General features: G+C 64.2%; 19 protein-coding genes. 11 read left to right on the top strand and 8 right to left on the bottom strand.

The features are described from left to right. Positions 1–49: 49 nt before the first annotated feature. Both MB84_RS11680 and MB84_RS11675 read left to right on the top strand, forming a co-directional pair. Positions 50–1,123 carry a lipoprotein N-acyltransferase Lnb domain-containing protein gene (locus MB84_RS11680; RefSeq protein ID WP_084009732.1) on the top strand — a complete coding sequence of 358 codons (1,074 nt, stop codon included), beginning with the start codon at positions 50–52 and terminating at the stop codon, positions 1,121–1,123. Beyond that, the gene (locus tag MB84_RS11675; protein ID WP_065225779.1) at positions 1,120–3,252 is read left to right on the top strand and encodes an esterase/lipase family protein; all 2,133 of its coding nucleotides are present in this window, start codon (positions 1,120–1,122) and stop codon (positions 3,250–3,252) included. Before MB84_RS11680 ends, MB84_RS11675 begins: the two co-directional genes overlap by 4 nt. Positions 3,253–3,268: 16 nt before the next feature. On the opposite strand, the gene MB84_RS11670 is transcribed toward MB84_RS11675, so the two are convergent. Continuing rightward, positions 3,269–3,913 carry a putative pterin-binding protein gene (locus tag MB84_RS11670; RefSeq protein WP_245725536.1) on the bottom strand — a complete coding sequence of 215 codons (645 nt, stop codon included), beginning with the start codon at positions 3,911–3,913 and terminating at the stop codon, positions 3,269–3,271. Between the two features lie 133 nt (positions 3,914–4,046). After that, positions 4,047–5,939, bottom strand: a complete 1,893-nt coding sequence (locus MB84_RS11665; RefSeq protein WP_084009731.1) for a sulfatase family protein — start codon at positions 5,937–5,939, stop codon at positions 4,047–4,049. 209 nt (positions 5,940–6,148) lie between these two features. On the opposite strand from MB84_RS11665, the gene MB84_RS11660 reads away from it, so the two are divergent. From MB84_RS11660 to MB84_RS11645, 4 genes are all read left to right on the top strand, one after another. Then, entirely contained in the window at positions 6,149–7,141 is a 993-nt protein-coding gene (locus MB84_RS11660) for a LysR family transcriptional regulator (protein ID WP_169834998.1), read from the top strand. Positions 7,142–7,418: 277 nt separating this feature from the next. Continuing rightward, entirely contained in the window at positions 7,419–8,078 is a 660-nt protein-coding gene (locus MB84_RS11655; RefSeq protein ID WP_039398505.1) for a response regulator transcription factor, read from the top strand. Further along, positions 8,057–9,496, top strand: a complete 1,440-nt coding sequence (locus MB84_RS11650) for a sensor histidine kinase (protein ID WP_065225777.1) — start codon at positions 8,057–8,059, stop codon at positions 9,494–9,496. The genes MB84_RS11655 and MB84_RS11650 overlap by 22 nt, the downstream gene beginning before the upstream one ends. Positions 9,497–9,561: 65 nt before the next feature. Then, entirely contained in the window at positions 9,562–11,289 is a 1,728-nt protein-coding gene (locus MB84_RS11645; RefSeq protein WP_046291901.1) for a glycosyltransferase family 39 protein, read from the top strand. 28 nt (positions 11,290–11,317) lie between these two features. On the opposite strand, the gene MB84_RS11640 is transcribed toward MB84_RS11645, so the two are convergent. From MB84_RS11640 to MB84_RS11625, 4 genes are all read right to left on the bottom strand, one after another. Further along, a complete protein-coding gene (locus tag MB84_RS11640; protein ID WP_046291900.1) occupies positions 11,318–12,655 on the bottom strand; it encodes a type II toxin-antitoxin system HipA family toxin in 1,338 nt (445 codons plus the stop codon). 3 nt (positions 12,656–12,658) lie between these two features. Beyond that, positions 12,659–12,907 (bottom strand): helix-turn-helix domain-containing protein, encoded by a 249-nt coding sequence (locus tag MB84_RS11635; RefSeq protein ID WP_046291899.1) that lies wholly within the window; start codon positions 12,905–12,907, stop codon positions 12,659–12,661. A gap of 238 nt (positions 12,908–13,145) precedes the next feature. After that, complete coding sequence (locus tag MB84_RS11630) at positions 13,146–13,973, bottom strand: family 1 encapsulin nanocompartment shell protein (protein WP_046291898.1); 828 nt, start codon at positions 13,971–13,973, stop codon at positions 13,146–13,148. After that, positions 13,970–15,091, bottom strand: a complete 1,122-nt coding sequence (locus tag MB84_RS11625) for a Dyp-type peroxidase (RefSeq protein WP_046291897.1) — start codon at positions 15,089–15,091, stop codon at positions 13,970–13,972. The genes MB84_RS11630 and MB84_RS11625 overlap by 4 nt, the downstream gene beginning before the upstream one ends. 349 nt (positions 15,092–15,440) lie before the next feature. On the opposite strand from MB84_RS11625, the gene MB84_RS11620 reads away from it, so the two are divergent. From MB84_RS11620 to MB84_RS11600, 5 genes are read left to right on the top strand one after another with little or no spacing between them, the layout of a single operon-like run. After that, positions 15,441–18,665, top strand: coding sequence for an efflux RND transporter permease subunit (locus tag MB84_RS11620; protein ID WP_046291896.1), 3,225 nt, complete (start codon positions 15,441–15,443; stop codon positions 18,663–18,665). Between the two features lie 56 nt (positions 18,666–18,721). Next, positions 18,722–19,969, top strand: a complete 1,248-nt coding sequence (locus MB84_RS11615; RefSeq protein ID WP_046291895.1) for an efflux RND transporter periplasmic adaptor subunit — start codon at positions 18,722–18,724, stop codon at positions 19,967–19,969. Further along, a complete protein-coding gene (locus tag MB84_RS11610) occupies positions 19,966–21,456 on the top strand; it encodes an efflux transporter outer membrane subunit (protein ID WP_052653212.1) in 1,491 nt (496 codons plus the stop codon). The genes MB84_RS11615 and MB84_RS11610 overlap by 4 nt, the downstream gene beginning before the upstream one ends. Before the next feature lie 9 nt (positions 21,457–21,465). After that, on the top strand, positions 21,466–22,140 hold the full coding sequence (locus tag MB84_RS11605; protein ID WP_046291894.1) for a heavy metal response regulator transcription factor: 675 nt from the start codon (positions 21,466–21,468) through the stop codon (positions 22,138–22,140). 32 nt (positions 22,141–22,172) lie between these two features. After that, on the top strand, positions 22,173–23,669 hold the full coding sequence (locus MB84_RS11600) for a heavy metal sensor histidine kinase (protein WP_157122699.1): 1,497 nt from the start codon (positions 22,173–22,175) through the stop codon (positions 23,667–23,669). Here the strand turns inward: MB84_RS11600 and MB84_RS11595 are convergent. Next, positions 23,657–23,896, bottom strand: a complete 240-nt coding sequence (locus MB84_RS11595; protein WP_046291892.1) for a hypothetical protein — start codon at positions 23,894–23,896, stop codon at positions 23,657–23,659. The genes MB84_RS11600 and MB84_RS11595 overlap by 13 nt on opposite strands. A 33-nt stretch (positions 23,897–23,929) precedes the next feature. After that, positions 23,930–24,238, bottom strand: coding sequence for a hypothetical protein (locus MB84_RS11590; protein ID WP_046291891.1), 309 nt, complete (start codon positions 24,236–24,238; stop codon positions 23,930–23,932). Positions 24,239–24,349 lie beyond the last annotated feature (111 nt).

Here is a 24,349-nt window from a genome sequence, read left to right as displayed (position 1 = left end):
GGCCGCAAACCGTTGCGACGCGGCCGCCCCGGATCGAACTCTGCGAAATATGGTGCAACTGCAATCCCATGCTGGCGACGCGCTCGCCAGCCATCACATCGCGTGGTACGTCTATGTGCTGCGCTCGTTCCTCGCCTTGCTCGTGCTGGGCGCGTGCGCCTGGGGGGCGATGGCCCTCGCCCACCGTTGCCCCGGTCCGGCGCTCGTGCGCTACCTCGTGACCGCCGTGTGGGCACTGCTCGGGGTCGTCGCGATCGTTGCGCTATTGCGCGTGCGCGCCGGGATGCCGCTGCAGGGCTGGCCGCTCGCTTTTCTGATCGCGCTGCTGCTGCTGATCGGTTGGTGGCAGACGATCCGTGCGTCCAACGACCGCCTCTGGGCGGCCGATGTCGCGCAATTGCTCGATTCGCGAATCGACGGCGAACACGTCACGCTGCACAACGTGCGCAACTTCGAATGGCGCACGGAAACCGACTTCACGCCGCGCTGGGAAACCCGCGAGTACGAACTCGACAAGCTGGAGAATGCCGATCTGGTCCTGTCGTACTGGATGGGCCCGGCCATTGCCCACACGCTGGTGTCGTTCGGCTTCTCCGACGGCCGCCGCGTGGTGTTTTCCATCGAGATTCGCAAGAAGCAGGGTCAGAAGTTCTCGGCCATCAGCGGGTTCTTCAAAGACTTCGAGGCCACGCTCGTAGCCGCCGACGAGCGCGACATTCTGCGCGTTCGCAGCAACGTGCGCGGCGAAACGACCTACCTGTATCGACTCAACATCCCGCCCAAACAACTGCGTGAAGTGTTCCTCGGCTATCTCGCCCGCGCGCGCGAACTGCACGATACGCCCGCCTGGTACAACACGCTGACGAGCAACTGCACGACCATCGTCTTCGAGATCGCCCGCCTCATCGCGCCGGGATTGCCGCTCGATTACCGGTTACTGCTGTCGGGCTACTTCGCCGAGTACGCCTACGATCAGGGCGGTCTGACACCGGGCTTCACCTACGCGCAACTGTATGAACGGGGCAATTTCGTTGCGCGAGCGCTGGCCGCAGGCGACTCGCCCGAGTTCTCCACCCTCATCCGCGAGGGCGTGCCGGGCGACGATCCGAAGGTCAAGCCATGAACCCGTCGACCGGCATGACACCGCAGAGCAAGGCGATCGCGCTGCGGCGTACGGTCATGCTGATGGCTGCCGTATGGCTGACGGCCCTGTCCGGCTGTGCGATGGTGGAAGCGCGCTCGCTCGGCCCCGAGCAGTACATCGCCATGAAGCGCGGCGACATTCTGTCGACCGGCAAACTCAGCGCGTCGACCGACGAGACCGTTCGCGTGGCGGGCCTCGACGACACCGTTTGCGCCAAATCGTCGCTCGACTGTATCGACGCGTTAGGCCGTGCGAAGGAAATCGACGTCGACCGACGGCGCGCGGCCATGGCCGAGATGTCGATGCAGCTCGCCATCGCCCAGACACCCACTGGCGAGCGACAATGGAACGATGCGCAATTCGATCTGTGGCTGCGCTCGGCACGCTACGCTTACGCGTACCTGTTCTACAGCGAACGTCCATCGAGCGAACGGGCCTTCGAAGACCGTCAGACGCAGGTCCGCGACTACTACAACTATGCGGTGCAGAACTTCTCGGTCGCGTTGTTCCGTCGCGTGCAGCAAACGGGCAGCGACAAGATAGCGGGATGGCTCCTCCCGGTCGATGCGAGTAGTGTGCGATTCGCCGATAACCGCATCCAGCCACGGGAAGTCTTGCCCGCGTCCACACTGTCCTTCGCGGGACTGCGCAGTCCGTACCGACGCGACGGTTTCGGCGCCGAGCTGGTGGCCGTGCTCGACGAGAAGTCTGCCGCCGAGGCGCTCGCCGACGCCGGTCAGAACCCAACGCCCCGGGGCGACGCCGCAACCGGTCCGGATAACCGCGACACAAGGCCGAACCCACGCGAAAGCCGTGCCTCGCGCGATTTCCGGCGCGCCACCGACCCGAACGCCGGGCCGGTATTCAGCGAGATGCCCTCACCGTCGCTCACGCTGCTGCTGCGCTTCGACGGCACCACGCTCGAACAGGTCCTTACGACGAAGGTCGCCACGCTGGTGGTCTACGACCCATACCGGCAGACGTCCGTCGAACTGAATCGCCAGACGGTGCCGCTCGCGGGCAACTTCACGGCCGGTTACGGTCTGTGGCTGGCGCGCTCGGGCTTTGCCGAGCAGTCATTGCGCACGCTGTTCGGACGCGACCGCGGCATCGTGCGTCCCCACATCTACCTGATGCAGCCCTTCGACCCGGGACGCCGCGTCATTCTGATGCTGCACGGGCTGGCCAGCAGCCCGGAGGCGTGGGTGAATCTCGCAAACGAAATTCAGGGCGATGCAACGCTGCGCGAGCACTTCCAGGTCTGGCAGGTTTATTACCCGACGAATGCGCCGATTCTCGTGAACGCGATGGCCATACGCAACGCGTTCGGCACGACGCTTAAGCACTTCGACCCGGACGGCCTGTCCGCCGCATCGCATGAGGCCGTCGTCATCGGGCACAGCATGGGCGGCGTGATCGCGCGCCTGATGGTGTCCAGCTCGGACGATCAGCTCTGGGACACCTTCCAGCAGGAATACCACCTGGACGAAGATCAGGTCGACCGTGCCCGCGACCGACTCGATCCGCTGTTCAGCTTCAAGCCGGTGCCGCAGTTCGAGCGCGCCGTCTTCATCGCCGCACCGCACCGGGGCACGCCGTTCGCCCGTAACCGCATCGGACGCTGGGTGTCGAACCTGATCAAGCTGCCGGTCACGCTGCTCTCGGGGATCGACGACGTGCTGCACTACGCGACAGGGTCGGAAGACAGTCCGTCGGAGGGCAAGACCCGCTACGTGCCCAACAGCGTCGATCAGTTACGTGACGACGATCCCTACGTTATGGCTGCCGCCGGACTGAAGATCTCGCCGTCCGTGCAATACCACTCGATCATCGCGCGACGCGATGCCAAAGGGCCGCTGGAGGCATCGAGCGATGGTGTGGTGCCGTACACGAGCGCGCATCTCGCGGGCGCGCAGTCCGAGCGCGTCATCGTCGCCGGACATAGCGTGCAGGAGACGCCGCAAGCGATTCTGGAGATCCGTCGCATCCTGCACGAGGACGTCGACGAACTCGATCCGGTCAAGTTGCCCGGGCGTCCGAACCCGTATCAGGCGATCGATCCGCCGCCGCGTGCGACGTCAACGCCGGGACGCCCGACCTCGTACTGAGACAGGATCTGCCGCATCAGGAAACGGCGTTGATCTGAATGTGATACACGCCCCACGGACACAGGGCGAACTGCGCCTTGAGCGGCTTGCCCGCCAGCGCCGGAATCGCGGCCGGGTCGTATACGGCCCACAGCGGCCCGAGACCGCCCAGCGCGAGCGGCTTGTCGTCGACACGCGTGGCGAGCAGGAAACCGTACTCCCGCACCTGCCCAACCGTGGTCGCCACGACGTAACCGTCGATGGCGCGCAGCAACACCTGCGTGAGCGGATTCGACGGTGCGCCCGCCTGCACCAGCACGTCCGCCAGACGCGGACCGCGCAACGTATGCGGCCTTGCGTCGTACTCCAGCGTGGGGCGAATCGTCTGCGCGGGCATGCGCGTGAGCATGGCGAAGTCGAGCGCGTACGCCGCGTCGAATTGCACGAGTTGTTTGTGAAACAGTTGGTCGAGGGCTGGGTCGACCGGCTCCCGGTTGTGACGTGCAATCGCGCCGCTGAGCGTGACGAGCGGTGTCGACGCTGGTGCGGCAGTGACGGGGTTACCCGCAGCGCCCGGCTTGGCAAGGACAGGCACCGATGCGCCCAGTGCCACGGCACCGGCAAGGAATTCACGTTTCTTCATGGCGTTGGCGATAGCGAATGACGGAGGCGGCAGACTCATGCGGGAGGAGCCTCGGCGCGCTCCCATGAGGTCGCAAGAGCGTACCACCGATGTCATCCGGCGCACCAACGGCAACGGCGTGGTGGCCGTGCCGTCAGGTCAACGCCCGATTGAATCCGGCCAGACGGTGGACTCAGCGAGACGGGGTCTCGAACGTGAAATACACGCGCCCGTCGCGGATCGGCAGGATGTCGGCGCGATCTTCGCCCACTTCCGCGTCCAGCCGTTCGTTGAGCAGCGTGTTCATCGCCATCAGCAAAGCCCCGTTGCTACGTGCGTCGAGCGCCAGATTGCGCGACTCCGTCGGATCGGCGTGCAGATCGTAAAGTTCGACGTCGTTACTGGCGAACAGCGTCTCCAGCGACGTCGGCCGGTTGAACGCCTTCGGCGAAAAGTAGCGCGAGAAGCGATAGCGGCCGTCGAACACGCTGCGAATCATGCCGCGATGCCGGAAGTCCGGCTGACGTGCGATCACCCGTCGATGGATCTCGTCGACCGACAGGCCCTTCTCACGCAGCGTCGCATATTCCTGCGCCAGCCACTCGCTGTCGTAGAACAGCAGCATGGCGTAGTTGAACAGGGCGGCCGGACGCAGCGCATCGACCGCCTGCCGCTCAGGGCGTCGCAGCAGCGGTGTGAGGTCATGCCCATGCGCGGCCTTGCCAGCAATGCGGGCCACGCTGTCGGCGTCTAGCCCCGTCAACCCGAGCAATGTCGGCGTGATATCCACGTGCGAGCTGAGCGCGGCGCATTGCTTCCCGCCCGGATACGCAGGGTGACGAATCACGAGCGGCACGTGATTCTGCTCGCGATAGGTCGTCGGGCCCTTCCCTACGAGCTTGTGCGCACCGACGTGATCGCCATGGTCGGCACTCATCACGACGATGGTGTTCTTGTCGATGCCCAACTCGCGCAGCGTATCGAGCAGCGTCACGACATGGGTGTCGCAGTCGCGGATGCAATTGAAGTAATAGTCCTGATAGACCTGAAGACGCGCGTCGTCGAGCGGATAGTCGCCGACGAGCACGCCCTCGGACGCGTTGTAGACGCCGTGTGCAGCGGGTCGCCCGGGGGCGTCGTAAGCCTGCTTTCGCGTGGCGGCGAGCGGCACGTCCCAATGCTTGTCGTAAAGACTGTCCTTCGGCGCACGGGCGTTGCCCAGCGTCGGCTTGCTGGCGTTTTGCGTATCCACGCCCGCCGGATCGGTGTTCAGGAACATCGCGTCGTGCGGGTTTACCAGATTCACCGCCATGAACCACGGCTTCTGTTCGTTCGCCAGTTGTGCGCCGCGTCCGCGCAGCCACGACACGGCGGACGACGTCGTCAATCCGTCGTAGGTATAGCCACCGCGCACGCGCCCGATCAGATCGCCCACGCCGAAGTAGTCGTCGAAGCCGTACGCGCGGATCAACGCGTTGTATTCCTGCGTCGGGGTGTCGTAGGGCGTGTGGTTGTGATGCAGTTTGCCGCTCAGATGCCATTCGCCCAGATACGCGGCGTAGTACCCTGCGTCGCGCATCATGTGGCCGATCGTGCGGATATCGGTCGACATATCCGGCTGCCACGGAATGCCGCAGTTGTCGAACACGCGCGTGTGCTGGATGTGCTGGCCGGTATAGACGACCGAGCGCGACGGCGAACACACACACGCGGCAATCTGGTGATTCATGAACGTCACACCCTCGCGGCGCAGCCGTTCGCGGCCCGGCACCGGAAACGGCCACTTGTCGAAGTGCCGCTCCTGATCGGTGAGGATGAACAGGATGTTGTAACCCTTGGGCGCAACGGCCGGGGCCTGCGTCGGCATGACGTAGCCGTCGTCGGCCGCGTGCCGGGTCGCGGATGCGGCGCCAGTGGCCGATATAGCCGACGGCGCGAGCCCCGCCGATGCCATCGCAACACCGGCCTGCTTCAGAAAATCGCGCCGTGCGTTCCGGCTGGGCCGGCCTGGCTGAGCAGCGGACGCGCCGTCAGTCGGCGTCGCATCGTCGGAAGTCGTGGGGGATGAAGGTTTTCGTGTCGTCATGCGTCTCGCTCCTGATGAGGTGCCAGCGTCGTGTCGTGCGCCGACTACCGGATGGGAGTCTCATTATTCGGTTGAATTCTGAACGGATCGATGAAAAATCATGCCGCATTCATTACCCTGATGACATCAATAATGCGGTAACGTATCGCAACTCATCAATGCATTGCCTCGCCCACATGACCGAAGATTCCCCCACGGACCGAGATCCCGTGCTTCCGTCTCCTTTGCTTTCGTCTCCCTTACCGCCATCCCAACTCGCCCGCCACATTCCGGCCGTCCTCCGAAAACTCCGCATCCGCGATCTCGAGACGCTGCGCTGGCTGGGCCGCACTCGCAGTTTTGCCCGCACGGCGGAAGCTGCTGCGATCACCCAGCCCGCACTGTCGAAGTGGTTGCGAGAAATCGAGGACGCGCTGGGCGTGTCGTTGTTCGAGCGCACCACGCGCCGCGTGACCCCGACGTCGTATGGCGACGCGCTGCTCGAACGCGCCGAGCGCATGCTGACGGACCTGGCGGGTGTTGCCCCCGCCATGCAGGCGTTGCGCGACGGACTTGCGCAGCCGGTCAACGTCGGCATCTTGCCGGGCATGGCGAGCGTGCTCATGCCCCAAACGCTCGCGCGGCTGGAGCGCGCCGGGCCTGCACTTCGCATCAATCTGTTCGAAGACACGCTCGATCGTCTGCTGCCCCGCGCGCGCTGGCACGAGATCGATCTGCTCATCTGCCGGTTGGACGAAACCGCCATGAATGCGGGCTTCGGCACCGTGCCGCTATATGAAGACGACGTGCGGGTGTTCGGCGCACGAAACCACCCACTAGCTTCGCACGCGTCGCCCGGCTGGCCCGACGTCGCACGCTATCCGTGGATCGTCCCGCCGCCCGGCACCCCCATGCGACGCGCCATCGACACCGAATTCGCCCATCACGGCCTGCCGCTGCCGCGCGTCGTCATGGAGTCGGTCACGCTCATGACCAACGCGAGCGTAGCGCAGGCCATGCCGTGCCTCTTCCTCGCGTCGACGCTGGGCGTGGTGCGCTCGCCGCTCACGTCGGCGCTTCATGACTTCGGGCTGCCGTTCTCTCACGTCGCGCCGACCGTCGGCGTCCTCCACGGGCACGCGCCGAGTGCTGCAACCCTCGCGCTCATCGAGGTCTTGCAGGATGTCTCGCGCACCCTCGCTGCGCGCATTCCCACGGATTAGCGCACTAGGAAAGTACTTCAAGTGAATGGGCCGGCGAAATGCCGGCCCATTCACTTTGGGGGCGCAGAAACAGCCCCAGCGATCACATCACTTGAAGAAACATCGCTAAGTCATTGATTGCTTAAGTGTTTGCATGGCATAGTCGCGCGAATGCACACGCGCACGAGCTAAGTTTCTCCTAAGTTTCGCGCGCTATCGTGCGCCCGTGCCGTCCTCCACGGACGGCAAGGATTAGGCGTAGGCTGATCGCAGCCCGCCAGAATGCGTACGGAAAACCATGCGGATATTGCTTGTAGAAGACGACGCCATGATCGGTGAGGCCATGATGCAGGCGCTCAAGGACGCCTCATACGCCGCCGATTGGTGTCGCGACGGTGACGCCGCGCTCGCCGCCCTCGCCGCTCACGCGTACGACCTCATGCTGCTCGATCTCGGCCTGCCCGGCCGGGACGGCTGGGACGTGCTGCGCGCCCATCGCGGCGCTGGCGGGCGCACGCCGATCATTGTCGTCACCGCCCGCGACGGCGCTGAGGACATCATTCAGGGCCTCGACCTCGGGGCGGACGACTTCGTCGTCAAGCCCTTCGAAGTGGGTGAGTTGCTCGCCAGAATGCGCGCGGTCATCCGACGTCACGCAGGCGTGGCCGTACCGGTGCTGACCAACGGTGCACTTGCGCTCGATCCGGCCACGCATCAGGCGACGTACGGCGAGAACAGTTGCGTGCTGTCCGCGCGCGAATACGCGCTGCTCCACGCACTGATGCTGCGCCCCGGCACGATCCTCTCGCGCGACGCGCTCGAACATCGCCTGTACGGCTGGGGCGAAGAGATCGAGAGCAACATGATCGACTTCCTGATCCATTCGATTCGCAAGAAGCTCGGCGCCGACGTCATTCGCAACATCCGCGGCGCGGGATGGCTGGTGCCCAAGGCATGATGCGTTCGTTGCAGTCACGGCTCGTCGTTACGCTCTCGGCCTGTGCGCTGGGACTGGCCATCGTCGCGGGCTTCGTTTCGTACGGCGCGGCCTTTCGCGAAGCCTATCGCTTCCAGGACGACCAACTGCTGCAACTCGCCGCGCTCGTCGACACGCGCAATCTGGCCCGTGCCGACTCTGCGATGCACGGCCTGCCGATTCAGGATCATGACTACCGTCTCACCGTCCAGCGCCTTGGCGGCACCTTTCCCGTGACGCTGTCCGACGGTTTTCACACCGTCAACACCGGCGACCACACTTGGCGGGCCTTCGTGCGCACGATCGAACCGGACCTGCGCATTGTCGTGGCGCAGCCGACGGAAGGCCGTGACGAGATCGCGCGCAATAGCGGACTTCGCACCGCAATGCCGTTCGTCGGGTTCTTGCCGCTGCTCATCGCGGCCATTGTGTTGACGGTACGCCGCGCCTGGCGTCCGGTGCAACAACTGGCTGCCGAAGTCGACAAGCGCCGCGATACGGATCTGCGCGGCCTCGATACACAAGGCGCACCCACGGAAATCGAGCCGTTCATCGTGTCGATCAACCGCTTGCTGGCAAGGCTGGCCAAGGCGCTCGACGAGCAACGCCGCTTCGTGGCGGACGCCGCGCACGAACTGCGCTCACCGGTCACCGCGCTGGTGATTCAGTCCGAAAACCTTGACCGTGCGCTCGCACCGGCGGCACTCGACGCCGAAACGCGTCATCGGCTGACCAAGCTCAAAAGCGGGCTGCATCGCACACGCACACTGATCGAACAGTTGCTGACGCTGGCCCGTGCCCAAAGCGCGCCGGCGGTCCCCGCGAGTCCCCTGACGTTGCTTCCCGCCGTGCACGAAGCGCTAGAAGATGCGTTCGTGCTGGCGGATCGCAAGCAGATCATGCTCGATCTGACTGACGCGTCGACCGGTGTGCCGGGCCGCTCCGGCTTGCCCGGCCTGCCAGGCCTGCGTGTTGCAGGGTCGAAGCGCGACATCGTCACATTGCTGAGCAATATTGTCGGCAACGCCGTGCGCTATACGCCCGCCGGTGGCACGGTCTCCGTGCAGTTGTCGGCCAAGGGAGCCGACGTCCTGATCGACGTGATCGACTCAGGCCCCGGGATCGACGTCGACAAGCGCGAGCGCGTGTTCGACGCGTTTTACCGCGCCACCGATCACCGAGAACCGCGCGAACACGGTGGCGACGGGACCGGCCTGGGGCTGGCGATCGTGCGGGCTATCGTCGACCGCCTCGGCGGGCAGGTGCATCTGACAGACGCGCACCTGTCGCCGCCGCGCGGGCTGCATGTCCGGGTGACGCTGCCTAATCCCGATATGGCCGACTCACCGCATGCGCCCGACGTCCACTCCAGTGGACTCGGCCAGCCGCGTCAGTCCTGAACCGAACACTCAACGCCCCCGACTTCGACCCCAACTTCATCCTCAAGACCGGAAGCCTAGTATTCATGTCTACACGTCCTCAACGTGACGCCGGGTTAGAACCCTGGCCGATTTCTCCCACCGCCCTGCTCTGGCTGATCGCCACGTTCGCGCTGGTCTGGTTCGGTGTTCTGAACCTGCGCCATCTGATCCCCAGCGACGAAGGCCGCTACGCCGAGATGGCGCGCGAAATGCTGGCCACCGGCGACTGGGTCACGCTGCGTTACAACGGCTATCTGTACTTCGAAAAGCCCCCGCTCCAGACCTGGATGAACGCCCTCACGTTCATGGTCTTCGGACTGGGTGACTGGCAGGCACGTCTGTGGACGGCACTGACCGGCTTCGGCGGCGTGTTGCTCGTGGGTTACACGGGTCGGCGCGTGTTCAGCGCGCGTGCAGGTCTGTTCGCCGCACTGACACTGGCAAGCGCCCCGCTGTGGAGCCTGCTCGGCCACTTCAACGTGCTGGACATGGGCCTGTCGTTCATGATGACGCTGGTCCTGTGCGCACTGCTGCTGGCACAGCGCCCCGGGCTCACCGACACGCAGACCCGCAACTGGATGTGGCTGTGCTGGGCGGCGATGGGCCTGTCGATTCTGAGCAAGGGGCTGATCGGTGTGGTCCTGCCGGGTGCCGTGCTCGTCATCTACACGCTGATCGCGCGTGACTGGGCCTTGTGGAAGCGTCTGCACATCGTGAGCGGCCTGATCGTGATGCTGGCCATCACGGTGCCGTGGTTTGCTGCGGTGATGTCGCGCAATCCGTCGTTCTTCGATTTCTTCTTCATCAACGAGCACTTCAACCGCTTCCTGAAGCCGGACCACCATCGTCCGGGCGCGCTCTGGTACTTCGTGCCCGTGCTGCTGATCGGTTTCCTGCCGTGGCTGTCGACGATTCCGCGCGCCATTGCCGGTGCGCGCGCCGTGCCACGTCAGTCGAACGGTTTCCGTCCGGTGCAGATGATCACGGTGTGGGCTGTCTTCATCTTCTGCTTCTTTTCGATGTCGCACTCGAAGCTCATTTCGTATGTGCTGCCGATCGTGCCGGCCATCGCGATGCTGTTCGGTCTCGGTCTGGCCACCATGACGCGCGAGTCGCTACGCAAGCACCTCATCGTGTCCATCGTGCTGTTCATCGCGACGATCGTCACGTGTCTGGTGTTCCTCTCGCATCACTCGGACAGCCGTAATCCGGTGCAGGCGTACCGTACGTTCTCGTACTACGTGTATGCGGCGAGCGCCGTCGGCCTGATCGGCATCGGCATCACCCGTTGGCTGAGTAAGCGCAGCACCAAGCAGGCGTTGGTGGCGTTCGCGGCCACGTGGCTGGCCTTCGTGATGATCGGTGGCTCGGGGCACGAGGCGTTCGGACGCGGCAGCTCCGGTATCGATCTGGTGCCCGCCGTCCGGGCGGAGATGGATCGACTCGGACCAGACACGCCGTTCTACTCCGTCGGCACGCTCGACCACACCATGCCGTACTACCTGCGTCAGCCGATGATCATGGTCGCGGTGCAGGACGAGCTGGAGTTCGGCATCTCGCAGGCCCCGGACAGCTGGGTGCCGACGCTTGAGAAATTCGTGGATGTCTGGATGGAAGCCCCCAAGGCGCTCGCGCTGGTCGATCCGGACAAGTTCGCCGTGCTGGAGACGCTGAATCTGCCGATGAAGGTGATTGCGCGCGACAACCGTCGTGTGATTATCGAAAAGCCGATGGCGGACGGCGCGAGTGCCAAACCTGCTGGCGCAAACTGACCGGGATACGGGTCAACACCGAGGCCAATCAGGGGGATGCAGGCGCTGCCAAGTGATCGGCGGCGTGCTGCAACCCCGAAAAAATGCGCTCCGCCACGCGTTCAGGGAAATCGGAGGGTAGTCTGCCCGCAACTTCAGCAATAGCCCGCGGGACGCTCGCGAGCAACGCATCGAGGATCGATGCCGCGCCAGCGCCGAGATAACACTTCGCCGCCATTGCATCGAAGTGCCGACGCTGAATCTCGCGAAGTCGATAGTGCCGGTGCTTTCCGGGCACCGCCATCGCCAGCTTGGCACGTTGCCATGGCACCTGATTCGGCCCGTCGCCGATAATCGGCCACATCGACAGCACATCATAGAGCGGGGCAAGACGGTAACGTCCGCCCGGCAAAAGGTGGATGCTGAAGTTCTTTGCGTGACCGTCCGTCGCCGCCAGCATCCAGAACACGACCTGCGTGCGAAACACCGTTTCGAGGTCATCGTCCGATGTCTGCGATTGGCGCAAGGTGGCCGCCAGATCGGCAATGCCGGGGCCACCGTCTGCCTCATACCTGAGATGGGGCGGCAGCCCGAATACCTGGCAGAAGTCCTCCTGCGGCAAGCGCATGATCCACGTACCGCTGGAATGCATCTGACGATCGAAGCGCGTCACCGACAGCACTTTCTGATCACCGAACGTCAGCATCTCACTCGCCGCCGTCGGCAAACCGAGCGCCGCGCACAGTTGCATGCAAAGCCACTCGTTCTCAACGGACGTTGACAGGTCTGCCCGCCGGTTGCCCACGAGCCCTATCGGCAACTTCAGGATATGGGTCGTTGGCGTGGCGCCATGCGGCATACACCAGCGCCCTTCGTGATGCAGCAGGGCCGTCTTTTCCTGTGCCCCCGCGATCGAAAGCCGCAAGTCGTCGTGAGCATATCGCCCCGGCAACGCATCGCCAGCGGCTTTGCGCAGATGCTCGGCGACAGCTTCCTCGGACAGGGGACTCGCTTCAATGGTTTGCACATTGCCGGGTACGTCGTCTTCGCCAAGAAACTGAATGGCACCGACACAATCGCGTCCGATAGCCTCAAGCAAATCGAAACCATCGGTGGATGGCGTGCCATACCGCCCTGCGAGCCGACGCCGGATGACATCGCTATCCGGTAGAAGATTCTCGAAGTAGTGACCGACCCGGTCCCCGGTCAGCGGTGTCGAATCGATGCCGAACGGCAACGAGAGCGAAAGCGGACGCCCTGCCGCAGAATCGCGCCACGCGTCGTCGTACTGCAATGCCATCCGGTTTCGTGACTGCACACGCCACGTGCCGACACGCTGATTATTCGCCCAGATGGACAATGCCCGGGCATGTGACCTGCGCCCCATCGATTACCACTCCGTGTTGGAAGAAACAGGAGCAACATCGCGTGACTGGACGACGAGGTCAAGGCGGTAAAGGCCCAATAGCGCCAGTAACTGCTCGACCGAAATGATTTTCGGATCAAGCTCCAGCGCGGACAGACGACTCTGACTCAGTCCCAGCCGCGTAGCCGCCTCAAGCTGCGTCATCCCCGCCGAGCGACGGGCCGACCGCAAGATTTCGCCGAGGTGTGTTGACGAAGCAATGAGCTGGTTCATCAGAAATTTACCTTATATGCAGGTAATGTGAATTTTAGCTGATATTCGCGTAAATGCGAAATAGCTGAATATAGCGTAAATGTGTTTTACCTGCTATTTAGGTGAGAATCTCGCAATCGCCGTAGGGAGCGCTTTGGGCATGTGTATGCCGTCGGCATCGGGAACCCCCGTAAACAGAAAAGGGCTGAGGAGACCGCTCGCACGGTCCTCAGCCCTTCCCGTTTCGCCACTTCAGGCTTTACTTGCCCTTTGCCGCCTTAGCCGCCGCACCCGGCGCGACCGACACACTCGCCTCAGCCGTAAGCATCAGGAACGTAAACGTCTCTTCCAGATACAACCGCACCGTTTCGGCGTTGTGGTCCAGATAGCCAATCGACAGGTCCTGACCGATGTGCATCTCGTAGTCGCCGCCACGCGTCGAGACGATGGCACCACCGTCGATAGCCGGCGCCCAGATGATCTCGCCGCTCACGATGTGACCGATATGTTCGAGAATCGGGTAACCCTGGTCGTTCGCCTCGGCCACCGCCGTATAAGCGTCCGCGCCCAGCAGCACGCTGTACGGGCCATCAACGCCTTCAAGCCGCAATTGCTCCAGCGCCTTGGCGATCACCGTCGGGTAGTCCGCAATGTCCTTGGGCAGCGGCAACACCGGGTTCGACGTGCCTTCACGCACCCCAGTGATCTGCGCCGCCTTATAGCCGTCGAAAATCGCACGGTCTTCGGCATAGGCCAGCTTGATCGCGGCATCCTTCGCCGGTTGCCAGTCGGAATCGTTCGCGCCGCGCTCGACATCGTCAATCGCTTCGCGCGACAACTCGAACGGCACGCGCAGCACCACCAGCGGCAGCACCTGACGTTGACGGGCGTCCACGCCCTTGAACGGCGATGCAATCGATGTCTGATGGCCGGTGCCGACACCAGACAGCGCCAGACCGCCCGGCCCTTTCACGTCGACCACGCGGCGCGCGGCAACGGTGCGTTTGAACGTGCGGGCCACTTCTTCTTCGATTTGCGCCCATGCGGCGCTCGAAACGGGGGCCAGTTCGCGATGCAGGTTATTCATGCCTGAGAAACTCCTTTGAGCGATCCGATTTGCAGCGAGCCGTCCGCAACTGCGGGGCTCGCCTGATGAGAAGCAGTAGCGGCGTCGAACACTTGCACGCCCGCAGGCTGTGCGTCGATCAACGTCTTGATGACATGGCTGGACTCGGTGGCGGCCGCTTGCGGCGCACGGTCGGCGAGCGCTTCCAGTAACGTGGCCGACGGCACGAAGAACAAACCGCCGGTCACCGCCGTGCTGAAGTCCAGCAAGCGGTCGTAATTACCGGGCGGCTTGCCAACGAACATGTTCTCGAGCATCTGCTCGATGGGCCACGGCGAGCGCGCGTAGCCAATGAAGAACGTGCCGAACTCGCCCGAGCCGGGACGACCGAACGGCATGTTGTCGCGCAGGATCTTCACTTCCTTGCCATCCACTTCGAGCGTGGTCAGCGCGCTGTGCGAATTACTGGGCTTCACGTCCTCGTCGAGTTCCACGTCCGAGAACTTGGTGCGGCCGATGATGCGCTCCTGCACTTCCACCGGCAGCGCGTTCCAGCCCGTCATGTCGTGCAGGTACTTCTGCACCAGCACATAGCTGCCGCCAGCGAACTCGGGGTCTTCGTCGCCCATGACGGTGAAGTCGAGCGCCTCCTGACCTTCCGGGTTTTCTGTGCCGTCGACGAAGCCGATCATGGCGCGCATATCGAAATAGCGGAAGCCGTGCACTTCGTCGACGACGCTCACCGCGTCGCCCAGCTTGTTCAGCAGGAGCGTGGCGAGGTCGAAGCACAGGTCCATCTGTTCGGCACGGATGTGCAGCAGCAGATCGCCGGGCGTGGCCGGGGCGTGGCGCTTGCCCGCGCCGAATTCACGGAACGGATGCAGCTCGGCCGGGCGCGGATCGCCGAACAGGCGGTCCCAGGCGCTGTCGCTGAAACCGGCCACACAGGTCAGATTGCCGGTCGGCACACGCTTGCCCACGGATCGGACATACGCGGCCACATCGGCACACCAGCCCCGCACGGCGGCGTGCGCGGCCTCGTCGTCGCGAATCGTGGCGACGAGGAAGATAGCGCTTCGGGTGACTTTGCCGGAAACCGGCTGCGGCTCGGGAGGAGGAGACGTCGGACGTTCGGTCATTGCTTGCCTGCGTGGGACTGGAGTTCTTGACGCTGTCGGCCGCCAACGCCCGGTCCTCGGGTGGACCCCAGGCTATCGGACGGCGACTTTTAGTGTGACAACGTTATAACGCAACACGCCGTAATATGCCACTCTCATCGATATGGCGGTGTGTCGGGCCTTGTGCAACGGGGGTTTCCGGGCGATGTCGCGAATTCTGTCAATTTCGCCATATTCGCGCCATTTTGGCGTTGGGGGTGCGCCCATACCATGGCGGCGTTCCTTCCGGTACCGGTGACGCGCCCGCGTGTGCGTCGTTGGCGCCGCCCTTGTCCGTACGCCTGTGACTGCGCCCGAGCGCGTCTGAATCATGTGGATTGTCAACGTTGCGCTCAAACGGCCATACACGTTCATCGTGATGGCCATTCTGATCCTGCTCGCCACGCCGCTCGCGCTGTTGCGCACGCCCGTGGACGTGCTGCCGGAAATCAACATCCCCGTCATCAGTATCATCTGGACCTATAACGGTCTGTCCGCACAGGACATCGCCGACCGGATGATCTCCGGCAACGAGCGCGGCTTGACGACCACCGTCAACAACATCGAGCACATCGAGTCGCAATCGCTGCCGGGCATCGGCATCATCAAGATCTTCCTGCAACCGACGGCCAATATTCAGACGGCCATTGCACAGGTCGTTGCGGTCGAGCAGGCGCAGGTCAAGCAGATGCCGCCCGGCGCGACGCCACCGCTCGTCATCAGTTATTCGGCTTCGTCGATTCCAGTGATGCAGTTGGGCCTGTCGAGCCCCAGCCTGTCGGAACCGGCGCTTAACGACACGGCACTGAACTTCCTGCGCCCACAACTGGTGACGATTCCCGGTGCCGCCGTACCGTATCCGTATGGGGGCAAGACGCGACTGATCTCGGTGGACATCGACTCGCGCGCCCTGCTCGCGAAGGGCCTGACGGCGCAGGACGTGGTCGCGGCCGTCAACGCACAGAACCTGATCCTGCCGACCGGTACAGCGAAGATCGGCCCTCGCGAATACACCGTCGACATGAACGGCTCGCCGCCGAGCGTCGAGGGCCTAAACAATATTCCGGTACGCACCGTGAATGGGGCGACCACCTATCTGCGTGAAGTGGCCCACGTGCGCACGGGCTTCTCGCCACAGACGAACATCGTGCGGCAAAACGGTCAGCGTGGCGTGCTGATGTCGATCATGAAGACGGGCGATGCGTCTACGCTGTCCGTCGTCGACGCCATGAAGGCGCTGCTGCCCGAGGCCCGCGCCGCCCTGCCCGCAGACCTGCACGTCTCGGCCTTGTTCGACCAGTCGGTCTTCGTGAAGGCCGCCGTGCAAGGTGTGATTCACGAAGCGCTGATCGCCGCCGCCCTCACAGCGGCCATGATCCTGCTGTTCCTCGGCAACTGGCGCAGCACCTGCATCATCGCCATCTCGATTCCGCTCTCGATCCTCTCGTCGCTGCTCGCGCTCCATGCGCTCGGGCAGACCATCAACATCATGACGCTGGGCGGGCTGGCGCTCGCGGTGGGGATTCTGGTCGACGATGCGACCGTCACCATCGAGAACATCGAGCGACACCTCCACATGGGGACCCCACTACATCAGGCGATTCTCGATGGCGCCGGGGAGATCGCGGTCCCGGCACTGGTCTCGACGCTGTGTATCTGTATCGTCTTCGTGCCGATGTTCTTCCTGACAGGCGTGGCGCGCTACCTGTTCGTGCCGCTGGCCGAGGCGGTGGTGTTCGCGATGCTCGCGTCGTATGTGCTCTCGCGTACGCTGGTGCCCACGCTCGCCATGCTGCTCATGGGGCACGCGCACCCCACGGATCCGAACGCGACGCCCGGCGTTTTCCGCCGCATCTACCTGCGCTTCGACGCCAGCTTCGAGCGTATGCGCGCGGCGTACATCGTCGTGCTGTCCACCCTGCTGGTGCGCCGCCGTGTCTTCGCCACGGGCTTCCTGGCGTTCTGCGTGCTGTCGATGGGACTGGTGTTCGCATTGGGGGCCGACTTCTTCCCGTCGGTCGACGCGGGCAACATTCGCATGCACATGCGCGCACCGACGGGCACACGCATCGAAGAAACCGCGCGTCTGGCCGATCAGGTCGAGAAGGTCGTGCGCGAGGTCGTGCCCGCCAACGAACTCGAAACGATCCTCGACAACCTGGGTCTGCCGTACAGCGGCATCAACCTCTCTTACAGCAACGCGGGGACGATCGGTACGCTCGACGGTGAGATCCAGATTGCGCTCACGCCCGAGCATCGTCCGAGCGCGGAGTACATCGCCAAACTGCGCGCCTTGCTGCCGCAGCGCTTCCCCGGCGTGGAGTTCTTCTTTCAACCGGCGGACATCGTCACGCAGATTCTCAACTTCGGTCTGCCCGCCGCCATCGACATCCAGATCAGCGGCAATCAGCAACGGGCGAACTTCGATGTCGCGACCAGGCTGCTCAAGCAGGTGCGTCAGGTGCCGGGCACGGTCGACACCCATATTCAGCAACGGGTCAACGCACCGACGATCCACCTGAATATGGACCGCACGCGCCTGCAGCAGTTGAATCTCAACGCCAATGCCGTCGCACAGAACGTGCTGATTTCGCTCTCGGGCAGCTCGCAAACGTCGCCCGGCTTCTGGTTCAACGAACAGAACGGCGTGGAGTACAGCCTCTCGGTGCAATCACCGCAGTACCGTATCAGTTCCATCGACGATCTGTTGCGCCTGCCGGTGGCGGGCACGGGCAACAACGGCCAGCCGCAGTTGCTCGCCAACTTCGTGAAGGTGGAGCCGACGCAGCAATTCGCCGTGGTCAGCCACTACAACATTCGTCCGGTCATCGACCTCTACGTGAGCGTGGAAGGCCGGGATCTGGGCAGCGTGGCGAACGATATCGACAAACTCGTCGCACAAGCTCGCAAGGATCTGCCACGCGGCAGCCAGATCGTGGTGCGCGGTCAGGTCAGCACGATGCAAAGCTCGTACATGGGGCTGGGTATCGGTGTGGCCATGGCCATCGTGCTCGTCTACCTGCTTATCGTGGTGGATTTCCAGTCGTGGGTCGATCCGCTCATCATTGTGAGCGCCCTGCCCGCCGCGCTGGCCGGCATCGTCTGGATGCTGTTTTTCACCGGCACGCGCCTGTCGGTGCCCGCGCTCACGGGGGCCATCATGACCATGGGGGTCGCGACCGCCAACAGTATTCTCGTGGTGGCGTTCGCGCGGCAACGGACGGAATCGGGCATGGCGCCGCTCAAGGCGGCGCTCGAAGCCGGAGCGAGCCGGATTCGTCCGGTGCTGATGACGGCGCTCGCGATGATCATCGGCATGGTGCCGATGGCGCTCGGTCTGGGCGAAGGCGCAGAACAGAACGCGCCGCTCGGGCGCGCCGTGATCGGCGGGCTGATGTTCGCGACGGTCTCGACGCTCTTCTTCGTGCCGCTGGTCTTCGCAGGCGTACACACGCGACTGGTGCGTCGCAAGGCCCGTCGCGAAGGGAACACGGCCATGCCGACGCATGGCGACCCTAGTGATGACAACGCGAATGACGATAACGCCAGCCAGTAAGGCACGGCGACCGACACTCCACACACCAGATACCAAGATTTGACGGGTTGAACGACATGACCGAGAAACATCACGCCGAACTGGCCATTCCCGAGCACGATCCTGCCGACGGACGGCAGCTGCCCCCGCGTCACGGCGAGTTCCGTCGCGCGAAGATCGTGCTGATCGTCGTCGCCCTGCTGCTGGTCGCAGGGGCAGCACGCACGACCCTCTCCAACTTTCTGCAACGCCGGGCCGTCGCCAACGTGACGTCGCAAAACGCGAAGCAGTTCGTAAGCGTAGTGACGCCACAGGCCACCGCCGCCAGCGAAACGCTGCTGCCCGCCACCCTGCGCGGTGCGGTCGAGTCGCCCATCTACGCCCGTGCGACGGGCTATTTGCTGCATCGTTACGTGGACATCGGCGCGAAGGTCAAGCAAGGTCAGTTGCTCGCCGACCTCGATACGCCGGAAACCGATCAGGAACTGGCGCAGGCCATCGCCCAGCGCAATCAGATCAACGCCAGCCTCGGCCTGGCCAGGTCGTCGCTCGACCGGTGGCAGCAACTGCGTCAGCGCGACGCCGTCTCGCAGCAGGAACTGGACGAACGTCAGAGCACCTACACCCAGGGCGTGGCCAATCTCGCAGCGGCCGACGCCAACGTCAAACGGCTTGAGCAGCTGGAATCGTTCAAGCGCATCGTCGCCCCGTTCGACGGCGTGATCACGCAGCGCAATGTGGACGTCGGCGATCTCATCGCGGCGGGCAGCGGGAGCGCGCAGGCGATGTTCTCGCTCGCGCAGACCGACCCGTTGCGCGTCTACGCGCAAGTACCGCAGGCCTATGCGCAAAGCGTGTCCGTCGGTCAGCCGGTGGTCGTGACACAAGCCGAACTACCCGGACAGCACTTCCAGGGCAAGATCACGCACGTGTCCGGCGCCATCGACGTCGCGACGCGTTCGCTCCAGATCGAAGCCGCCTTGCCGAATCCGGATGGCAAGCTGCGCCCCGGCGCGTATGTGCAACTCGCGCTGCCCGGCGCCGTGCAACCGCATCTGAGCGTGCCTGCCAACGCGCTGCTGTTCCGCGCCGAGGGCCCGCGTGTGGCGGTCGTGGACGATCAGGGCATCGTGCATCTGCACAAGATCGTGATCGCACAGGACCTCGGACAAACGCTGGAACTGGCCGACGGCGTGTCGCGCAAAGACCGCGTGATCGTCAATCCGAGCGATTCGGTGGACGACGGCGACCAGGTGCAGGCCAAGGCACTTGAGACCAAAGGTGTCAGCAAACCCGCAGCCAAGGCGCAAGGAGGCGAATCGTGAGCCGCGTAGACGACGACAGCCAGGGTCGCCTCAAAAGCGGCATCCGGCTCAGCGCAACGCTGCTCGCCGTCGTCGCGCTGCTCAGCGCGTGCGCCGTTGGCCCGGACTACCATCGTCCGGAAGTCTCGACCCCACCCGTCTGGAAAACAGACGGTTACTGGAAGGTCGCGCAACCGTCGCGCGCTGCGATGCAGCCTGACTGGTGGAAAGCGTTCAACGAACCGGCGCTCGACGCCCTCGAAGACAAGGCCCTCGCACAGAGCCAGACGCTCGCCGCCGCCGTCGCGCATTACGATCAGGCACAGGCGACGCTGTCCGGCATTTCGGCTCAGCGGCTGCCGGAAGTCGATGCCTCGTTCGGGCTGGCCCGTCAGCGCATCTCGGCGAATCGCCCGGTCACGAGCTACTCGTCGAGCAGCATGTCGACCGTGCAGAACAACGTTCAGGTAGGACTGGGCGTGAGCTACGACACCGATCTGTTTGGCCGCATTCGCCGTCAGGTCGAAGGTGCGCAGGCGTCCGCCGAGCAAGCGGGCGACGATCTGGCGAATGCCAGACTCGTCCTCACGACACAACTCGCCACGGCCTACTTCCAATTGCGCGCCATCGACGCCGAGATCAGGGTGCTGGACCAGTCGGTCACCTTGCAGCAAAAAGCGCTCGATTACGTGAGCGCCCAGCACGATCTCGGCGCGGTCTCGGGGCTGGACGTCCTACAGCAGCAATCGCAACTCGACACCACGCGCGTGCAGGCTCGCCTGCTGCATCAGCAACGCGACCAGTACGAGCATGCCATCGCGGCGCTCGTCGGCGTGCCCGCGCCGGCGTTCTCAATTCCGCAGGGGCTCCTGCCTGCAACGCTGCCCGAGATCCCGCTCGGCGTGCCGAGCGATGTGCTGCAACGGCGTCCGGACGTGGCTTCGGCCGAACGTAGCATGGCCGCTGCAAACGCACAGATTGGCGTGGCGAAAGCGGCCTTCTTCCCGAGCCTGACGCTGAATCCCGGCATCGGCTGGCAAAGCACCGAGTTCGCCAACCTGCTGTCTGCCCCCAGCCTGTTGTGGACATTGGGCACGTTGGCGTCGCAGGTCGTCTTCGACGGCGGACGGCGTCAGGCAGGGGTCGATTACGCCAGCGCGGGCTATCGCGCCGTGCAAGCGAACTACCGTCAGACGGTACTCACCGCCTTCCAGCAAGTGCAGGACGGCGTGACCGGTCTGTCGGTCCTCAATGCCGCCGCGCAGGAATCGCACGCAGCTGTGGTCGATGCCGAGCGCCTGCTGAGTCTGGCGAACGACCGGTATTCGGGCGGGCTGACGGCCTATCTCAGCGTGATTACGGCGCAGCAGGCGGCGCTGGCGAGTGAGCGTCAGGACGTCCAGATCCGAGGGCAGCAACTCGTGCTGTCGGTCGCGCTGGTCAAGGCACTGGGCGGCGGATGGCAGCCCTCGGAGACGTCCCCTGACTCGTATAATGCGCAAAGATGAGGTGACGACATGAAAGTGCTGATCGTTGAAGACGAACAAAAGGTGGTGGACTATCTGCGCTCGGGGCTGACAGAGCAAGGCTGGGTGGTCGATGTTGCGCTCGACGGCGAGGAAGGCACGCACCTGGCGCTGGAGTTCGACTACGACGTCGTCGTGCTCGACGTGATGCTGCCCAAGCGCGACGGCTTTGCCGTGCTCGGGTCGCTACGTGAGCGCAAGTCCACGCCCGTCATCATGCTCACCGCCCGCGACCACGTGAACGACCGGGTGCGCGGCCTGCGCGAAGGGGCCGACGACTACCTCACCAAGCCGTTCTCGTTCATCGAACTGGTCGAACGCCTCCACGCACTCGCTCGTCGCACGCGCGTGCAGGAATCGACGCTGATCTCGGTGGGCGACCTGTTCGTCGACCTGATCGGCCGCCGGGCGACGCGCGACGGTCACCGGCTCGATCTCACTGCCAAGGAGTTCCAGCTCTTGTCGGTGCTTGCGCGCCGTCAGGGCGACATTCTCTCGAAGACAGCCATCACCGAACTGGTCTGGGACGTCAACTTCGACAGCCATACGAACGTGGTGGAGACCGCCATCAAACGGCTGCGCGCCAAGCTCGACGGCCCCTTTACCACCAAGCTGCTGCATACCGTGCGCGGCATGGGCTACGTGCTGGAAGTGCGCGAGGCCTGAGCGCCCCCGCCCTCTACACCCACGACCTCACCGTGAAACACTCGATCTCCCGCCGCCTTGCCGCCATGTTCGCCGTCGTGGCGCTGTCGGTGTTCGCGCTCGTCGGCGCGGCGTTGTATCTGGTGCTGCGCGTTCAAATGGAGCGGCACTTGCGCGAGTCGCTGGACGACCGCGCGCAGATCGCCCACATCATCGTGTATCACGGCGCCACGCCCGAGAAGTGGCAGATCGTGCGGGAAAAACTGAGCGACATGACCCCGCGCGACGGCACCACGACGTACGCGGTCTCGAGCGACGACCCGCGCTACACGTTCGGCACGCCGGTGAGCGGCATGTTCGTCAAACGACTATCCAACGGTTATGTGCGCCTGAGCCCGGACGGCGGTGGCGACGATATGCTGACGACCCGCGAGATCTTGCCGCCCTACGGCGCGCGCCCGGCCGTCACGCTGCAAGTCGCGGCCAGTTACTCCCCCAACGAGCAGACGCTGCGCGCGTTCGGGCTGAGTCTCGCGGCAATCTCCGGATTGGGCGCGCTGGGCATGCTGCTGCTCAGCTACTCGGTAGCGCGCCTGGGTCTTTCGCCGCTTACGCGGCTCACGCGCGAAGCGTCTGAAATCCGGCCGGATAACCGTTCGCAACGCCTCGTGACCCGCTCGCTGCCCGTCGAACTGGACGATCTCGCGCATTCGTTCAACGGTGCGCTGGCTCGGCTCGACGGCGCCTACGAACGGCTGGAATCGTTCAATGCCGACGTCGCCCACGAGTTGCGCACGCCGGTCACCATCCTGATCGGACAAACGGAAGTGGCCCTCACGCGCGACCGGCCCGTCGAGGAACTGCGGCTGCTACTGCAATCGAACCTCGAAGAACTCGGCCGCATGCGCACTATCATCAACGACATGCTGTTCCTCTCACGCGCCGATCAGGGCGAACGCGCGACGGGCCTCACGGCCGTGTCGCTGTCGAGCGAAGCGGCGCACACCCTTGAATTTCTGGAATTTCCGCTGGAAGAGGCCCAGGTCACGGCCAGACTGCATGGCAGCGCGTTCGCGCAGGTCAACAAGGCGTTGTTCGGACGCGCGCTGGCCAATCTGGTGATGAACGCCGTCGAGCATTGTGCGCCGGGCGCGAATATCGACGTGCGTATTACCACCGAGACCACCTCGACCATCGAGGCCATCAATGCCGCCGAGCCGAACCGTGCCCGTCAAGTGCGCATCGAAGTCGTCAATCCGGGGGCGGAAATCCCGGCGGACGTGCTCAAGCATCTGTTCGACCGGTTCTACCGCGCGGAGGCGTCGCGCACCAATAGCCGTGAGAATCACGGCCTTGGGCTAGCCATCGTCAAGGCCATCGCGGAAATGCACGGCGGTACGGTGTGGGCACACAGCGCGAACGGTTTCAACGCGTTCGGCTTTTCGGTCAGCCATCGCGAAGACGCAGGTGCCGTCGGCACGCCACCCGCCACGTCTTTCGCTGCTTCTACCGCAACCCCATCGACTCAGCTCGTGCGTCAGACCCCGTGACGACCCAGGCCGCTCGCCTGCTGCACGGCATGCGGTGCGAACACCGTGAGCGTTTCGCCCAATGCCTCGCGGGCATAGGCGGCGGCCACCGTCATTTGCGCCAGACGCGCCCGTAGCTCCAGATTTTCCCGTTCCAGATGCTGCACACGACGCATGGCGTCGGCTACGTCGGTGACGCCATCGCTGGCCGTGCCGTGACTCTCGGGCATCGCGTCGAGCAGCGTCATGGCGCGCGCCAGATTCTGTTCGAGCTGCTGCGCTCAGACGGACTGCCCTGCGACGGGTATTCCCCCGAACGCCGGGATGACCGGGACTTCGTACATGCTGCGGGCACGCACGATGGCTTTTTGCACGGTACCGGCGCTCGGACGGCGTGTCACACCGGCCTGCGCCATGAAGCGCAGATAGGTTTGCGCACCGTAGATCCGGCGTGCGGCTTTCCATGCATCCGCCAGGAAGGCATCGAGGAAGGCGGGGTTGTTGTGGGGGTGTGCGGCGTCTGCATCGCGTGCAGCGCCGAGCAAGGCAGCGTAGGTTGCATCGTCGAATTGCAAGGCGGACCGTGCCATGGCGATCTCCGGGTGCTTACCGTATCAGGGGGTATCGCGCCCCGGAAAGCCAACACGGGCCCTCCGGGGACACGACAGTCAATGCGACTGCGCGCTGCGCGGCGCAGTCGC

It is taken from the genome of Pandoraea oxalativorans (assembly GCF_000972785.3).
In the GTDB taxonomy this organism is placed as follows: domain Bacteria; phylum Pseudomonadota; class Gammaproteobacteria; order Burkholderiales; family Burkholderiaceae; genus Pandoraea; species Pandoraea oxalativorans.
This window is presented reverse-complemented; position numbering and strand designations above follow the sequence as displayed.

What these genes read in the sequence shown, in the direction of transcription:
- MB84_RS11680 (WP_084009732.1), top strand. Translation starts at nt 50, where the DNA reads ATGGTGCAACTGCAATCCCATGCTGGCGACGCGCTCGCCAGCCATCAC.
- MB84_RS11675 (WP_065225779.1), top strand. Translation starts at nt 1,120, where the DNA reads ATGAACCCGTCGACCGGCATGACACCGCAGAGCAAGGCGATCGCGCTG.
- MB84_RS11670 (WP_245725536.1), bottom strand. Translation starts at nt 3,913, where the DNA reads ATGAGTCTGCCGCCTCCGTCATTCGCTATCGCCAACGCCATGAAGAAA.
- MB84_RS11665 (WP_084009731.1), bottom strand. Translation starts at nt 5,939, where the DNA reads ATGACGACACGAAAACCTTCATCCCCCACGACTTCCGACGATGCGACG.
- MB84_RS11655 (WP_039398505.1), top strand. Translation starts at nt 7,419, where the DNA reads ATGCGGATATTGCTTGTAGAAGACGACGCCATGATCGGTGAGGCCATG.
- MB84_RS11650 (WP_065225777.1), top strand. Translation starts at nt 8,057, where the DNA reads ATGGCTGGTGCCCAAGGCATGATGCGTTCGTTGCAGTCACGGCTCGTC.
- MB84_RS11645 (WP_046291901.1), top strand. Translation starts at nt 9,562, where the DNA reads ATGTCTACACGTCCTCAACGTGACGCCGGGTTAGAACCCTGGCCGATT.
- MB84_RS11640 (WP_046291900.1), bottom strand. Translation starts at nt 12,655, where the DNA reads ATGGGGCGCAGGTCACATGCCCGGGCATTGTCCATCTGGGCGAATAAT.
- MB84_RS11635 (WP_046291899.1), bottom strand. Translation starts at nt 12,907, where the DNA reads ATGAACCAGCTCATTGCTTCGTCAACACACCTCGGCGAAATCTTGCGG.
- MB84_RS11630 (WP_046291898.1), bottom strand. Translation starts at nt 13,973, where the DNA reads ATGAATAACCTGCATCGCGAACTGGCCCCCGTTTCGAGCGCCGCATGG.
- MB84_RS11625 (WP_046291897.1), bottom strand. Translation starts at nt 15,091, where the DNA reads ATGACCGAACGTCCGACGTCTCCTCCTCCCGAGCCGCAGCCGGTTTCC.
- MB84_RS11620 (WP_046291896.1), top strand. Translation starts at nt 15,441, where the DNA reads ATGTGGATTGTCAACGTTGCGCTCAAACGGCCATACACGTTCATCGTG.
- MB84_RS11615 (WP_046291895.1), top strand. Translation starts at nt 18,722, where the DNA reads ATGACCGAGAAACATCACGCCGAACTGGCCATTCCCGAGCACGATCCT.
- MB84_RS11605 (WP_046291894.1), top strand. Translation starts at nt 21,466, where the DNA reads ATGAAAGTGCTGATCGTTGAAGACGAACAAAAGGTGGTGGACTATCTG.
- MB84_RS11595 (WP_046291892.1), bottom strand. Translation starts at nt 23,896, where the DNA reads ATGACGCTGCTCGACGCGATGCCCGAGAGTCACGGCACGGCCAGCGAT.
- MB84_RS11590 (WP_046291891.1), bottom strand. Translation starts at nt 24,238, where the DNA reads ATGGCACGGTCCGCCTTGCAATTCGACGATGCAACCTACGCTGCCTTG.